Annotated in this window: 15 protein-coding genes; 6 read left to right on the top strand and 9 right to left on the bottom strand. The window is 38.0% G+C overall.

From position 1 onward, the window contains the following. Positions 1-19 precede the first annotated feature (19 nt). The 5 genes from J4Q03_RS00905 to thrA are packed head-to-tail and all read right to left on the bottom strand — an operon-like array spanning position 20 to position 6,506. A complete protein-coding gene (locus tag J4Q03_RS00905) occupies positions 20-1,384 on the bottom strand; it encodes a DUF4403 family protein (RefSeq protein WP_426046368.1) in 1,365 nt (454 codons plus the stop codon). A gap of 26 nt (positions 1,385-1,410) precedes the next feature. Beyond that, entirely contained in the window at positions 1,411-1,782 is a 372-nt protein-coding gene (folB, locus tag J4Q03_RS00900) for a dihydroneopterin aldolase (protein ID WP_426046367.1), read from the bottom strand. Beyond that, positions 1,779-3,092: a threonine synthase gene (gene thrC, locus J4Q03_RS00895; protein WP_426046366.1), complete on the bottom strand. Its 1,314-nt coding sequence runs from the start codon at positions 3,090-3,092 to the stop codon at positions 1,779-1,781. The genes folB and thrC overlap by 4 nt, the downstream gene beginning before the upstream one ends. A gap of 5 nt (positions 3,093-3,097) precedes the next feature. Next, complete coding sequence (locus J4Q03_RS00890) at positions 3,098-4,045, bottom strand: homoserine kinase (protein WP_426046365.1); 948 nt, start codon at positions 4,043-4,045, stop codon at positions 3,098-3,100. A gap of 10 nt (positions 4,046-4,055) precedes the next feature. Then, positions 4,056-6,506 (bottom strand): bifunctional aspartate kinase/homoserine dehydrogenase I, encoded by a 2,451-nt coding sequence (thrA, locus tag J4Q03_RS00885; protein WP_426046364.1) that lies wholly within the window; start codon positions 6,504-6,506, stop codon positions 4,056-4,058. Positions 6,507-6,855: 349 nt separating this feature from the next. On the opposite strand from thrA, the gene J4Q03_RS00880 reads away from it, so the two are divergent. The 5 genes from J4Q03_RS00880 (at position 6,856) to J4Q03_RS00860 (ending at position 8,192) form a co-directional block, all read left to right on the top strand. Further along, a complete protein-coding gene (locus J4Q03_RS00880; RefSeq protein ID WP_426046363.1) occupies positions 6,856-7,053 on the top strand; it encodes a bacteriocin-like protein in 198 nt (65 codons plus the stop codon). Positions 7,054-7,263: 210 nt separating this feature from the next. Next, positions 7,264-7,434 (top strand): hypothetical protein, encoded by a 171-nt coding sequence (locus J4Q03_RS00875; RefSeq protein ID WP_426046362.1) that lies wholly within the window; start codon positions 7,264-7,266, stop codon positions 7,432-7,434. 28 nt (positions 7,435-7,462) lie between these two features. Next, a complete protein-coding gene (locus tag J4Q03_RS00870; RefSeq protein ID WP_426046361.1) occupies positions 7,463-7,663 on the top strand; it encodes a hypothetical protein in 201 nt (66 codons plus the stop codon). 79 nt (positions 7,664-7,742) lie between these two features. Continuing rightward, positions 7,743-7,913, top strand: coding sequence for a bacteriocin-like protein (locus J4Q03_RS00865; RefSeq protein WP_426046360.1), 171 nt, complete (start codon positions 7,743-7,745; stop codon positions 7,911-7,913). Positions 7,914-7,997: 84 nt separating this feature from the next. Beyond that, complete coding sequence (locus tag J4Q03_RS00860; RefSeq protein WP_426046359.1) at positions 7,998-8,192, top strand: bacteriocin-like protein; 195 nt, start codon at positions 7,998-8,000, stop codon at positions 8,190-8,192. A 158-nt stretch (positions 8,193-8,350) separates the two neighbouring features. Here the strand turns inward: J4Q03_RS00860 and J4Q03_RS00855 are convergent, their stop codons facing one another. The 4 genes from J4Q03_RS00855 to J4Q03_RS00840 all read right to left on the bottom strand — a co-directional run bounded on the left by J4Q03_RS00855 (position 8,351) and on the right by J4Q03_RS00840 (position 11,155). Beyond that, positions 8,351-8,497, bottom strand: coding sequence for a bacteriocin-like protein (locus tag J4Q03_RS00855; protein WP_306844923.1), 147 nt, complete (start codon positions 8,495-8,497; stop codon positions 8,351-8,353). Positions 8,498-8,534: 37 nt separating this feature from the next. Beyond that, complete coding sequence (nadA, locus tag J4Q03_RS00850; protein ID WP_426046358.1) at positions 8,535-9,554, bottom strand: quinolinate synthase NadA; 1,020 nt, start codon at positions 9,552-9,554, stop codon at positions 8,535-8,537. Positions 9,555-9,660: 106 nt separating this feature from the next. Continuing rightward, entirely contained in the window at positions 9,661-10,227 is a 567-nt protein-coding gene (gmk, locus tag J4Q03_RS00845) for a guanylate kinase (protein ID WP_426046357.1), read from the bottom strand. Positions 10,228-10,297: 70 nt separating this feature from the next. Then, positions 10,298-11,155, bottom strand: a complete 858-nt coding sequence (locus J4Q03_RS00840; protein ID WP_426046356.1) for a YicC/YloC family endoribonuclease — start codon at positions 11,153-11,155, stop codon at positions 10,298-10,300. 132 nt (positions 11,156-11,287) lie between these two features. Here J4Q03_RS00840 and miaA point away from each other — a divergent pair, with 132 nt between their 5' ends. Continuing rightward, positions 11,288-12,202 carry a tRNA (adenosine(37)-N6)-dimethylallyltransferase MiaA gene (miaA, locus tag J4Q03_RS00835; protein ID WP_426046355.1) on the top strand — a complete coding sequence of 305 codons (915 nt, stop codon included), beginning with the start codon at positions 11,288-11,290 and terminating at the stop codon, positions 12,200-12,202. Positions 12,203-12,479: the final 277 nt, after the last annotated feature.

Raw genomic sequence — 12,479 nt, 5'->3', positions numbered from 1 at the left:
TTAGTTTTTTTGTATTAATTTAAATTCCGTTAAGTATTAATTTTAAAGTAGCATTCGTTTCAATAACTGCAGTGATGCCGGATGGGTTTAACAGGACGCTTCCGGGCTTCAGATTGAACACCCTTCCGTTCATTTTTAAGCCTTTATAATATTCTTTATTGAATGCTTCCTCTATACTTTTTTTTGAGGCCAGTTCCAGTTCCTGTGTAGGAATTCCGTATTCCTCTTCAATCATCTTGACAATTTTTCCTTTAAAAAGCAGGGTAGCGGTTTTCTGCAGAACATTGGCTGTTCTCAGATTGAATTTTGTATTGGACAGCACAATTTTTTTTTTCGTTTCGTCATATACAGGAATCCCGGAAATAATGGCTTTCCCCTTCACGTAGCCTTCTGTTTCAGCTTCAATGATCACTCTTCCTTCGGCACCATAAACCCGGATGTCTTTGATCTTCACCTTGGAACCTCTGACATCATATTCCTTGTTCATGAACATATTTCTGGCAATATTGGTTGCTTCAGAGAAAGGAACATTTGCTGTGGTCTGCAGAAGAAATTTATCGGCCAAAACAGGAATGACATTGAAGTTTGTAGCTGATTTTACCGTTGGTGATGCAGAAGGTTTACTTCCTGTAAACGTTTCCGAATAAATATCCATTCCTATATTCGTGGTGATCTCGTTTCCATAGAATTTCAGCGGAGTGATATTCACACCGACCGGGCTTATTTTCAGCCACGTATTATATTCCTCGGAAATATTAAAAGGTTGCGAGAAAACATTCCATGCCATTACGGCGTACTGTTGGAAATTCAGCTGGGTAGCCATCTGCTGATCAATCGTCTTGGCAAATTTTCCCTGCTGTTCCTTCAGGCTTTTCTCTACCAGCGAGGTAATAGGAATCTGTATTCTGCCATAATCCAGAACTGGTTTCGTTACCCATCTGAAACCATTGGGCTGTGTATTGGTAGAAATTGTCCAGTTATTGTTAAAATTAATCGTGGTATTGAACGACATAACCGTTTCAAAAGTTGTATTCTGATATGAATATACTCCCAGCGTACCAATCCCTTTCTCGGCCCATATTTTTAAAGGAACCTCGATCAGAAGATTTTGGCTTGTTCCTCCTACCAGACGGATAGGACGGGTCTTCCACACCTTTACCTTAAACTGGTCATTGTTATTATCCGTATAAGAATCATCCTGAAATACCAGCTCTTTTACCGAAGCATTGATCATATTGCTGATTTCAGAAAGCGGAATCGTTACCGGCATGGTAATGCTGGATCTTATTTTTGGAAAATTGTAAACAGCAGATTGATTATCAACAGCAGTCTGGCCAAAAACCATGGCGAAGCTTAATAGAAATAATAATTTGATGGATTTCAATTCAGTATGTTTTTTTGTAAATAAATTTAAAAATCGTCAGGTTTAAAGCTTCTTTCCAGTTCGATACTTGCGCCTTTCATTTCACCCTGCATCGGGGGAGAAGTTTTTGTGATTTTCAGCTTAATATAAGAAATTTGGGGAAAATGTTCATGAATCTTCATGATAATTCTTCCTGCCACATGCTCCAGTAACTTGGATTTAACGGCCATCTCCTGATGAATGATCCCATTGATATCAGCATAGCTTATCGTATCTTTCAGGTCATCTGTTTCTGCAGCTTCCCAAAGATCCGTATGCAGTTCTGCATTTACAATATAATAGGTACCGATGATATTTTCTTCGGGAAGTACACCGTGGTATGCATATATTTTTACATCTTCAAGAAAGATCTTGCTCATTGTTCCTGATTTTTATTCAGCAAAAATCGTTTTAATTCTTCAAAATCTGCATTTATTTCTACAGTTTTTTTCTCCTTTTTCATAAGATCATTCAGTGCTTCGGGGATATCAATTGTGATATGCGCTGCTTTTTCTACTGCTTCAGGGAATTTCACAGGGTGGGCCGTTCCTAATATAAATCCTTTTTTGCCGGGGTGCTCATTCAGATACTGTTCCATAGCAGCAAATGCAACTGCACTGTGAGGGTCGAGGATATATTTATATTTTTCGTGTACCTCTTTTATGGTTTGCAGTGTGGATTCATCATCAACCGAATATCCTGAAATCATATTTTTCAGATGGTTAAACTGATGCCCGAAAAGTTCCAGAATTCTGGCGAAATTACTTGGATCTCCAACATCCATAGCGTTGGACAGAGTGGCTACAGCGTTTTTAGGACGATACTGATGATTTTTCAGATAGTCAGGAACCACATCATTTTTGTTGCATGCAGCGATAAAATGCTCAGCAGGAAGTCCGCGGAAATAAGCAAGAAGTCCCGCACAGATATTTCCGAAATTTCCACTCGGGACACCCATTACCGGATCCAGGCTTTCGTGTTGTTTCCATTGTTTTAAAGCTAACAAATAATAGATCTGCTGAGGCAGCCACCTTGCAATATTAATAGAATTAGCTGACGTTAAAAACAATGCTGAGTTAATACTTTCATCTGAAAAAGCCTGCTTGACAAGATGCTGACAGTCATCAAAATTTCCGTTGACTTCCAGTGCCGAAATATTTCCTCCCAGTGCTGTAAGCTGTTTTTCCTGAACAGCACTCACTCTGTTTTTTGGGTAAAGAATAACTACACTGATTCCCGGAACATTATAAAATCCATGGGCAACAGCTCCACCGGTATCGCCGGAGGTGGCAACAAGGACCGTTACTTTTTTATCCTGATCTTTTAGAAAATACGACAGACAGCGGCTCATAAACCTGGCTCCCACATCTTTGAATGCTAAGGTTGGTCCATGAAAAAGCTCCAGAATGGATATCCGCTCATTGATTTTTTTCAAAGGAATCTCAAAGCTGACCGTTTCTGCAGCAATTTTCTTTAATACCTCTGAAGGAATTTCATCCCCCACAAAATCTTTCATGCATCTGAAAGCAATTTCTTCGTTGGAATACAGATGCAGATTCTGAATGAACTCTTTATCAAACTGAGGAATCTTTTCAGGGAAAAACAGTCCTTTTTGGCTGCCCTGACTTTTTATAGCGGCTGTTTTGAAATTAACGGTTTCCTGCTTGTCTTTTAAATTATAATAATTCATTGTTTTTAATTTATTTGGTTATCATCATGATCTTCTTCAACAATCTCAATTCCTGAAGGATTTATTTTTGATACATACACAAGGCTCTCGATTTCAATTTCATCGTATACAGATTTCATCAGCCGGGCAATCTTTTCTGCTGTTTCTTTTTTTTCTGCCAACATAAAAATTGAAGGTCCTGAACCTGAAATACCGCCTCCAAGAGCGCCTGCCTCCAAACTTCTTGTCTTAATCTCATCAAACTTCGGAATCAGAATGCTCCTGACAGGTTCTACAATGATATCGTTCAAGCTTCGTCCGATAAGAGAAATATCATTTTTAAGGATTCCGGTTACCAGTCCTGCGATGTTTCCCCACTGTTCAACAGCGTCTTTCAATAAGATATTTTTCTTTAGAATCTGTCGTGCATCAGAAGTTTTAACCTCGACCTGCGGATGTACTGCAGCGACAAACAGATTGGGAGTACTCAACGGAATAATATCAATAGGAGAGGAAGATTTCACCAAAGTGATTCCTCCATAAATACATGGAGCAATATTATCAGCATGGCGTACTCCGGAAGCAAGCTCTTCACCGAACATGGCAAAGTAAATCATTTCTTCACGGGATAAAATATTTCCTAATAAAGCATTGGCTCCAAAAGCGGCTCCGGCGGCACTTGCCGCACTGGATCCGAGCCCGCTGCCCGGCTTTATATGTTTACGAATCGTTACTTCAAAACCTTTTGTCAGCTTCAGATGCTCCATGATATTTTGGAGAACAACACCCGCTACATTTTTCGACGGATCTTGTGGAAGCCCAAAATGATCTTCGTGTCTGATAATGACCTCAGGACTGTCCAGTAATTTAAATTCCATTTCGTCATAAGGCTCATGGATAGCCATTCCCAGGATATCAAATCCGCAAACAAGATTGGCAACAGTAGCCGGAACTTTTATTTTTATTTTTTTCATATTATTTATTTTAAACTGACCGTATAATATCTGCAAAAACACCGCTGGCAGTTACTTCAGCTCCTGCACCGGCTCCTTTTACAACAAGTGGCTGCTCGGAATATCTTAAAGTTTTGAAGATGACAATATTATCTTTGCCGTACAGATGATACAGATCGCTGTCCGGAGCAACATGCTGAAGACCGACCTGAGCTTTACCATCTTTAAATTCAGCAGTATATTTCAGGATCTTGCCATTTTTTTGTGCCTCACTGACTAAATTTTTAAAATGACTTTCGTATTCAGTAAGCTTCTCATAGAATTTTTCTACACTGCCATGGAGACATTCTTCAGGCAGAAAACTTTCATTTTCTATATCTTCAAACTGAAGAGGATATCCAGCTTCTCTGGCCAGAATTAAAATCTTTCGGGCTACATCAGTTCCGGTCAGATCCAGCCGTGGATCCGGTTCAGTAAAACCTTCTTTCTGAGCCTGGGCAACCACTTCTGAAAATGTTCTGCTTCCGTCATAATTGTTAAATACGAAATTCAGCGTTCCGCTTAATACAGCCTGGATAGACGTGATTTTATCACCACTTTTCATGAGATCATTAATGGTCCCGATAACCGGAAGTCCGGCTCCTACATTAGTTTCAAAATAGAATTTGCAGTTGTGATTCCGGGCAGTACTTTTTAAGTTTTTATATACTTCAAAATCTGAGGAGGCTGCAATTTTGTTGCAAGCCACAATATTGATGCTTCTTTTTAATAAGTTTTCATAGATCTCCGGTACTGAGGAGCTTGCAGTTACATCAATAAATACTGAATTCCGAAGATTCCGGGAAATGATTTCCTCTGCAAAGCCATGAATAGATGCTTCTATGCCCTTTTCACTCCAATTACGGTATTCGCTTTCAGAGATACCATGGTCAGAAAAAAACATTTTCCGGCTGTTGGAAATCCCTGCAATTCTTAAATTAATCAAATTGTTTTCCCGGAGATATTCATTTTGTTCAAAGATCTGTTCTACCAGCTTTGATCCTACATTTCCGACTCCACACAGATAAAGGTGTACTTGTTTGATTTCGGATTCAAAAAATTCTTCATGAAGAACATTAACTGCTTTTCTAGTGTCCTTTTCTGAAATAACAATACTGATATTCCTTTCTGAAGATCCCTGCGCAATAGCTCTGATATTAATCCCGTTACTGCCCAGGCATCCAAACATTTTGGCACTGATTCCGCTTCTGTTTTTCATGTTTTCTCCTACCAGCGCTACAATTGAAAGCCCGGTTTCTATTTTTACAGGAGTCACTCTCTGTAGTTTTATGTCATCTTCAAAAGAAGAATTCACAACATTTTCTGCATGAAACACATCTTTTTCATTGACGGCAATGCTAATGGAATGTTCTGAAGAACCCTGGGTAATAAGAATAACATTAATCCTTTCAAGGCTGAGACACTGGAAAAGCTTTGCGGAAGTTCCGGGAATTCCTACCATTCCGCTGCCTTCCAGAGTAAGAAGGGCAATATGGCTCATATTGGAAACTCCTGCAGCGATCTGTTGTGTTTCAACAGCTGAATTGTTTAATTTATGGGAAACTAGTGTTCCACGTGATTCCGGATCAAAAGTATTTTTAATCTTAAGGTCAATATTTTTTGCCATAACAGGTTGTATGGATGGCGGATACAGAACCTTGGCTCCAAAATGGGAAAGTTCCATGGCTTCATGATAAGAAATTTCAGGAATAGGTTTAGCATTGGAAGCCAGTCTTGGATCTGCAGTCATCATTCCGTTTACATCGGTCCAGATCTGAAGTTCTTCAGCAGAAACAGCTGCTGCAATAATGGCCGCCGTGTAATCTGAGCCGCCTCTACCTAATGTAGTGGCATTCCCGTTTTGATCTTTGGCAATAAAGCCGGGTGCAACGATGATCTGGTTTTTATGACCGGCTGCAAAATTCTTTACGTTTTCTTCAGTGATGTTAAAATCTACTTTTGCATTGGTAAAGCTGCTGTCTGTTCTGATCTGTTCTGCTGAATTCATCCATATACAGTCCAAGCCTTCATACTGTAACCTGGCTACGATAAGATTTGAAGACAGAAATTCTCCGTATGAAGTAATTCTGTCCCGGATCTTATCTGTAAATTCACCTAATACAAATATTCCGCTGTAGATATCTTCCATATCATTAAAATGCTTTTTAACGAAGCTTAGCCATGAGCTTTGGGATAAAACAGGAATCAATTCTTTGACAAGTTCCAGATGATTTTCTTCCAGATTTTTAATGATGGGAATATAGCTTTCATCTTTAACAGAAGCATATTCAGCTGCTTTTATCAAGGTGTCAGTAACCCTGTGAAGGGCTGAAACTACAACAATTACTCTGCTCTGTAAAGATTCTTTTTTAATAATATTTTCTGCCAAAAGGATATTTCCGGCATTGGCGACGGATGTACCGCCGAATTTTAAGACTTTCATCTAATAAATTTTAAGGTTATGTAAAACGAATGGTTACTCTTTAAAAAAAGAGTACGGGTGCAGGAAATGATATGTGAAAATGTACCCCGCTAAGGGGTAGTTGTTGTAGTTGTGAATGTAGAAACAGAAGATAGTCCCGAAATAAGTGATTCCGGTGCAGAAATATCTGATATGTTTCTTAGAAAGTTCATTCTTTACCAAACAAATGTACAAATTATTTGATGATATCAAAATTAATTTACTGTATAATCTGTTTTCTAATTCATTATTAAGAGAAATATATCGATTTGAAATTTCACTTTTCCTTTAAAATAGATATCTTTAAATTCTAAAACAAAATAAAATTACTATGAAAAATTTAAAGAAAATGTCTCGGGAAAAATTAGGAAAGATTAACGGAGCAGTTTCCGACTGTAGTGGATGTCCGACTGGTGGATTTGGCCCTGGTGGACCTTCCGGAGGATATGATTATTCATGCGAGACCTATCATGCGCTTCCGAGCCGATGCAAAAGCTGTGTTTTTGTTAGTTCAGAATGTTTTCAATAATCGTTACTGAAAAGAATTGTAGGACTGTCTGTATAGGCAGTCCTTTTTTATTATATAGATCAGAAATCTTTCAAAATGCATCACTTACTTAATATTTAGCTACACCTGCTAATTCTGGTTTTGTTTTGATGGTATCGAGTTTCATCTTTGTTAAGCATATCAAGAGTGTGTAAAATTCAATTATTATCGTAAACGTAAATTCAAAATATTATGAAAAAGATTAAAAAACTTTCAAGCGAAGAGAAAAGTAAAATCAGTGGTGGGATTACCCAGTTTCAAATCGATACATGTGGCGGTGCTGCCTATGTCTGCCACCGCAGCAACGGCGCATGGGGCTGCTGGAGAGCTCCGGGAATCTGTTATGCTCCTATGTTTACATAAATAGTTATTAATAATAAAAAAAAATATTATGAGAAAATTATCAAAACAACAGTTGAAAAAAATAAACGGTGCAGCATGCCCAGGAGGCTGTCCCTATCCTGCAGGAACTACTTTTGGGCCTCCGGGATCAGGAGCAACACGCAGCTGCCAGCAGTATGCTGCTTTGACAGATTGCTGCAAAGGGCAGTATCTTGTAATGATGAGCTGCATAGGGCCAGTGGTAAATTAAAATTTTATTCTTCATCGTGTGATATTTTTTTCCACAATAATGTTTAAAGCATTATATTTATTAACAAAATAAAATTAATATGAAAAATTTAAAAAAACTTTCAAGAGAAGAAAAAAGTAAAGTCAGTGGTGGGTTTACCGATTTTCAAATCGAGACATGTGGCGGTGCTGCTTATGTATGCTTCCGTGGGGGCGGTGCCTGGGGCTGCTGGAGAACTCCGGGAAGTACATGCTATGCTCCCATGGTGTAATAATTTAAAATCAGTTTTTATTTTATTAATATGATTTCATAGATGAGGTTAAAAATGCTATATTTAGAAACCAAATAAATCAATATGAAAAATCTAAAAAAATTAGACAGAGAGAATCTGAAACTGATTAACGGAGGAGACACTTGTTTTGAGTACTGCCCTCCAGGGCCTTATGGAGTAGGTCCGGAGTACCCAAAGTCATGTGAGGATTTTAATGCCTTGCCTGAATGCTGCAAATTAAGGGTGAGAGTAGATTATTTCTGCTTCGGACCCATTTAAAAAATAAGGCACTGTGAAAACAGTGCTTTTTTTATTTTATTTCACCAATTTTTAAGGCTAATTGTTATGTATTTAATGCTTCGGGAATTAAAAAGGCTGCCTCTTTGCTTTGAGACAACCTTTTTTTAATTACTAAAATTGATTAATTCATCAACTTTTTAAGACGTGGCTAAACATTTTGGCGGGCTACCACATACTCCCGGAATGCATACTTCATCGGGCTTACAATAAGTTGCACATTCTGTTGATGTTCCGCCATTGATGCTTTTTAGACATACTTTGTCTAATTTTTTTAGATTTTTCATATGTAAGATTTTGGTTTGAACCTTAAATATATAAAAATTATTTTATACTTTTCGAAAGATCGAGCATTGCCTCAATTGGTTTCAGAGCTCTTAAACGAAGCTCTTCGTCGATAAGGATTTCAGGAAGCTCATATTTCATACACAGATATAATTTTTCCATGGTATTACGTTTCATATAGAAACATTCTGAACAGTTGCAGCTTTCGTCAAAAACCAGCGCCGGAATCAGTTTCTTGTGCGGAGCACGTTTTCTCATTTCGTGAAGAATCCCTTCCTCAGTGGCGATAATGAATTTCTGACAGTCGTCTTGTTCTACAAAATTCAGCAGGGCAGAAGTAGAACCGATGAAATGAGCCAATTTTAAAACGGCTTCTTCACTTTCAGGATGGGCAATTAACTTCGCATCAGGATTGTCTGCCATCTGCTGGGCAATTCTTTCCATAGAAAATGCTTCGTGTACGATGCAGCTTCCATCCCATAGAATCATATCACGACCGGTTTTTTTAGATAAATATCTTCCCAGGTTTTTATCCGGAGCAAAAATGATAGGTCGGTCTTTTGGCAGGGCTTCAATCACAGTTTCAGCATTTGAGCTGGTGACGATGATATCACTTTCTGCTTTAGTTTCTGCGTTGCAGTTGATGTAAGTGGCGATAAGAGCATTAGGATGCTGTTCGCGCATTTTTCTCAGTCCTTCTCCTGAGCATCCGTCTGCCAGAGAACATCCGGCCATCGTATCAGGGAGAACTACTTTTTTAGTCGGATTCAGAATTTTAGCGGCTTCCGCCATGAAGTGTACCCCGCAGAATACGATCATGTCTGCACTGGTATCTTTAGCCTGTCTTGCCAGCTGCAGAGAGTCTCCCAGGAAATCAGCGATATCCTGAATTTCTCCAGGCTGATAATAATGGGCAAGGATCACCGCGTTTTTTTCTTCTTTAAGTTTCAGAATAGCTTTCACCAATTCTTCTCCTTGAGGGATCGCTATGTCTTTTATATCCAGGAATCCTCTTACAGGAATCGCAGATTTAGCTTTTTCTAATGTTTCGGTACTCATATCAACCTCAATTTTTTAATTATAGAAGTTAGAGATTAGAAAATAGAAGTTAGGGTTAAGTGCAACTTAAAAATAGTTATAACAGTACAACTCTAACTTCTAATTTCTAGTTTCTTTCTATAAATTTTTTTATTAAACTTTCTATTTCTCTTTTTGCTACGTCAAGATCGGTATTAATGACGATCCTGTCAAACTCTTTTGCAAAGGTCATTTCTTCGCCTGCCTTTGCTACGCGGGTTCTGATGGTTTCTGCATCGTCCGTGTTTCTGGAGATCAATCTTCGTTCCAATTCTTCTATGGAAGGCGGTTCAATGAAAATAGACAGGGCTTTCTCTCCAAAATATTTTTTTAAAGAAATTCCTCCTTTTACATCTACATCAAAAATAACTACTTTCCCCTGATCCCAGATTTTTTCCACTTCAGATTTTAAAGTACCGTAATATTTGTCAGTATACACTTCTTCATATTCTACAAAAGCATCTTCCGCTATTTTCTGTCTGAATTCATCAGGGCTCAAAAAATGATAATCCACAGCATGGGCTTCACTTCCTCTTGGCTGTCTTGTGGTGCATGATATGGAGAATGCCAGTTCCGGAAATGTTTCCAGAGAATGCTTTACTAATGTAGTTTTTCCGCTTCCAGACGGTGCTGAAAATATGATAACTTTATTCATTTAAATTAGAGATTTTTAGATTAGAGATATAAGAATAAACTCTCTGATCTCTTGTCTATAGGTCTATGGTCTATAATACGTTTAACGTCTGTTCTTTTATTTTTTCCAAATCATCTTTCATCATGACCACCAGCTTCTGGATCTCTGCATGATTGGCCTTTGAGCCTAAAGTATTGATTTCCCTTCCGATCTCCTGAGAAATAAAGCCAAGCTTTTTCCCGTTGAAATCTTCATTATCCATTACTTCTTTGTAGTATTTCAAATGCTGGGTCAGTCTTACTTTTTCTTCTGCAATATCAAGTTTCTCCGTGAAATAAGCCATTTCCTGGTAGAAACGTGTTTCATCCACATTTTCGAATTCCTTTAAAGATTTCTGATAGCGCTCTTTTACAGCAGTGATTCTTTCCTCTTCAAAAGGAATTACTTCAGAAAGATATTTATCAATATTCTGGATGTTTCTCTCGAGTTCTTCATGTAAAATAGTTCCCTCTGTCTTTCTGAATTCCATGAAACGGTCCACAGCTGCATGAACGATCTTGGCCAAAGCCTCCCATTCACCTTCCGTAAGCTCATCAGGTCTTGAAGTGATGGCATCAGGAAGCCTTACCGCCATTTTCAGGTATTCAAAGTCTGGACCGTCAGAAGCAATGTTACGAAGTTCACTGATATAAGAATCAATCAGGCTTCTGTTGATCTTCACATCGTTAGTCTCTTCAAGGTTCTCCAAATTAATGTAGCAATCTACCTTTCCACGGATAATTCTGTCATTAAGGATTTTTCTGATCTCAAATTCTTTCTCTTTATAACGTAAAGGGACTTTGATATTCAAATCGAAACTTTTGCTGTTCAGAGATTTAATATCTATTGAAATCTTTTTTCCTTCAAAAACACCTTCGGCTCTGCCGAATCCCGTCATTGATAAAATCATAGTTTTTTATTGTTGTACAAAGATAAACATTTAAATTAGCACTGTGAAATCGCAGTGATTTGGAAACCACAATTAATGATGAAGATTTAATATTCCATATGACCTTTAAAAAAATAAATAGATAAACTACATATGAAAAATCTGATTTCTATTGTAGGACCCACTGGAATAGGTAAAACGAAATTGGCAATTGATCTGGCAAAACATTTCGATACTGAAATTGTTTCTTGTGATTCCCGCCAGTTTTTTAAAGAAATGAAAATAGGAACAGCGTCACCTTCGGAAGAAGAGCTGGCGGAGGCACCCCATCATTTTATCGGGAATCTTTCGGTTCAGGAATATTATTCCATCGGGCAGTATGAGGAAGATGCTTTGAAAAAGCTCAATGAACTTTTCTTGAATCACGACACCGTTATTTTAGTGGGTGGAAGCATGATGTATGAAAAAGCAGTGATTGAAGGTCTGAATGATCTGCCTGAAGCTGATGAAAACAATCAGAAAAAATTGCAGGAAATTCTTGATACCGAAGGAATCGAAAAGCTTCAGCAAATCCTCAAAGAACTCGATCCCGAGTATTTTGAAGTCGTAGATTTCCACAACCACAGAAGACTTTTACGGGCTATTGACGTGATCTGGCAGACGGACAAAAAATATTCCGAACAGATTGCTGTTTCCCAGGATTCCAGACATTTTAATGTGATGCGTATCGGAATTGAAGCTCCGAGAGAAGATCTTTACGACAGGATCAACAGAAGGGTAGATGTCATGATGGAAAAAGGACTTTTGGCGGAAGCGGAAAGTTTAGAAAAGTTTAAAGATCTTACGGCTTTGAAAACTGTTGGATATGCAGAATTATTCAAATATTTTGATGGAGAATGGGAGCTTGAATTTGCTGTTTCGGAAATCAAAAAAAACAGCCGCAGATATGCAAAACGCCAGCTGACATGGTACAGAAAAGCAGATGATATTCACTATTTACCATTGGGTTATTCAAAAGAGGATTTTGATGGGCTTCTTCAATGGATCGCGGAGCAGTTCCAAAAATAAATCTCAGGATATTTAAACCATTAAGGATTGGTTAAGTTTTAAGAATATTAAGATGAGCTGCACTTTAAGTAGTACAGGCTTAATAATCCATTGATTTTCTTCTAACTTAATTGCTTCAATGAACTTAATGGTTAAAACAGTAATTTATAAGTGCTAATTCGGTGGAACGCAAAGTTTTAATTATTATAGCATATATTTATTTAAGGAGCAAAGAGAGAATCAATTTCAATTGATTCGATTAAGCGGGCGTATCAGGTCGCTTAATCAACGGCTCTGC

Source organism: Chryseobacterium sp. NFX27, from assembly GCF_049887855.1.
GTDB lineage: Bacteria > Bacteroidota > Bacteroidia > Flavobacteriales > Weeksellaceae > Chryseobacterium.
Note: the sequence above shows the minus strand (reverse complement) of the source record. Positions and strands in the feature narration are given on the sequence as shown.

Bases quoted from the DNA above. Each gene is read 5' to 3' on its own strand.
- thrA (WP_426046364.1), bottom strand. From the start codon at position 6,506: ATGAAAGTCTTAAAATTCGGCGGTACATCCGTCGCCAATGCCGGAAAT.
- J4Q03_RS00880 (WP_426046363.1), top strand. From the start codon at position 6,856: ATGAAAAATTTAAAGAAAATGTCTCGGGAAAAATTAGGAAAGATTAAC.
- J4Q03_RS00865 (WP_426046360.1), top strand. From the start codon at position 7,743: ATGAAAAATTTAAAAAAACTTTCAAGAGAAGAAAAAAGTAAAGTCAGT.
- J4Q03_RS00855 (WP_306844923.1), bottom strand. From the start codon at position 8,497: ATGAAAAATCTAAAAAAATTAGACAAAGTATGTCTAAAAAGCATCAAT.
- J4Q03_RS00875 (WP_426046362.1), top strand. From the start codon at position 7,264: ATGAAAAAGATTAAAAAACTTTCAAGCGAAGAGAAAAGTAAAATCAGT.
- nadA (WP_426046358.1), bottom strand. From the start codon at position 9,554: ATGAGTACCGAAACATTAGAAAAAGCTAAATCTGCGATTCCTGTAAGA.
- thrC (WP_426046366.1), bottom strand. From the start codon at position 3,092: ATGAATTATTATAATTTAAAAGACAAGCAGGAAACCGTTAATTTCAAA.
- gmk (WP_426046357.1), bottom strand. From the start codon at position 10,227: ATGAATAAAGTTATCATATTTTCAGCACCGTCTGGAAGCGGAAAAACT.
- folB (WP_426046367.1), bottom strand. From the start codon at position 1,782: ATGAGCAAGATCTTTCTTGAAGATGTAAAAATATATGCATACCACGGT.
- miaA (WP_426046355.1), top strand. From the start codon at position 11,288: ATGAAAAATCTGATTTCTATTGTAGGACCCACTGGAATAGGTAAAACG.
- J4Q03_RS00870 (WP_426046361.1), top strand. From the start codon at position 7,463: ATGAGAAAATTATCAAAACAACAGTTGAAAAAAATAAACGGTGCAGCA.
- J4Q03_RS00890 (WP_426046365.1), bottom strand. From the start codon at position 4,045: ATGAAAAAAATAAAAATAAAAGTTCCGGCTACTGTTGCCAATCTTGTT.
- J4Q03_RS00860 (WP_426046359.1), top strand. From the start codon at position 7,998: ATGAAAAATCTAAAAAAATTAGACAGAGAGAATCTGAAACTGATTAAC.
- J4Q03_RS00840 (WP_426046356.1), bottom strand. From the start codon at position 11,155: ATGATTTTATCAATGACGGGATTCGGCAGAGCCGAAGGTGTTTTTGAA.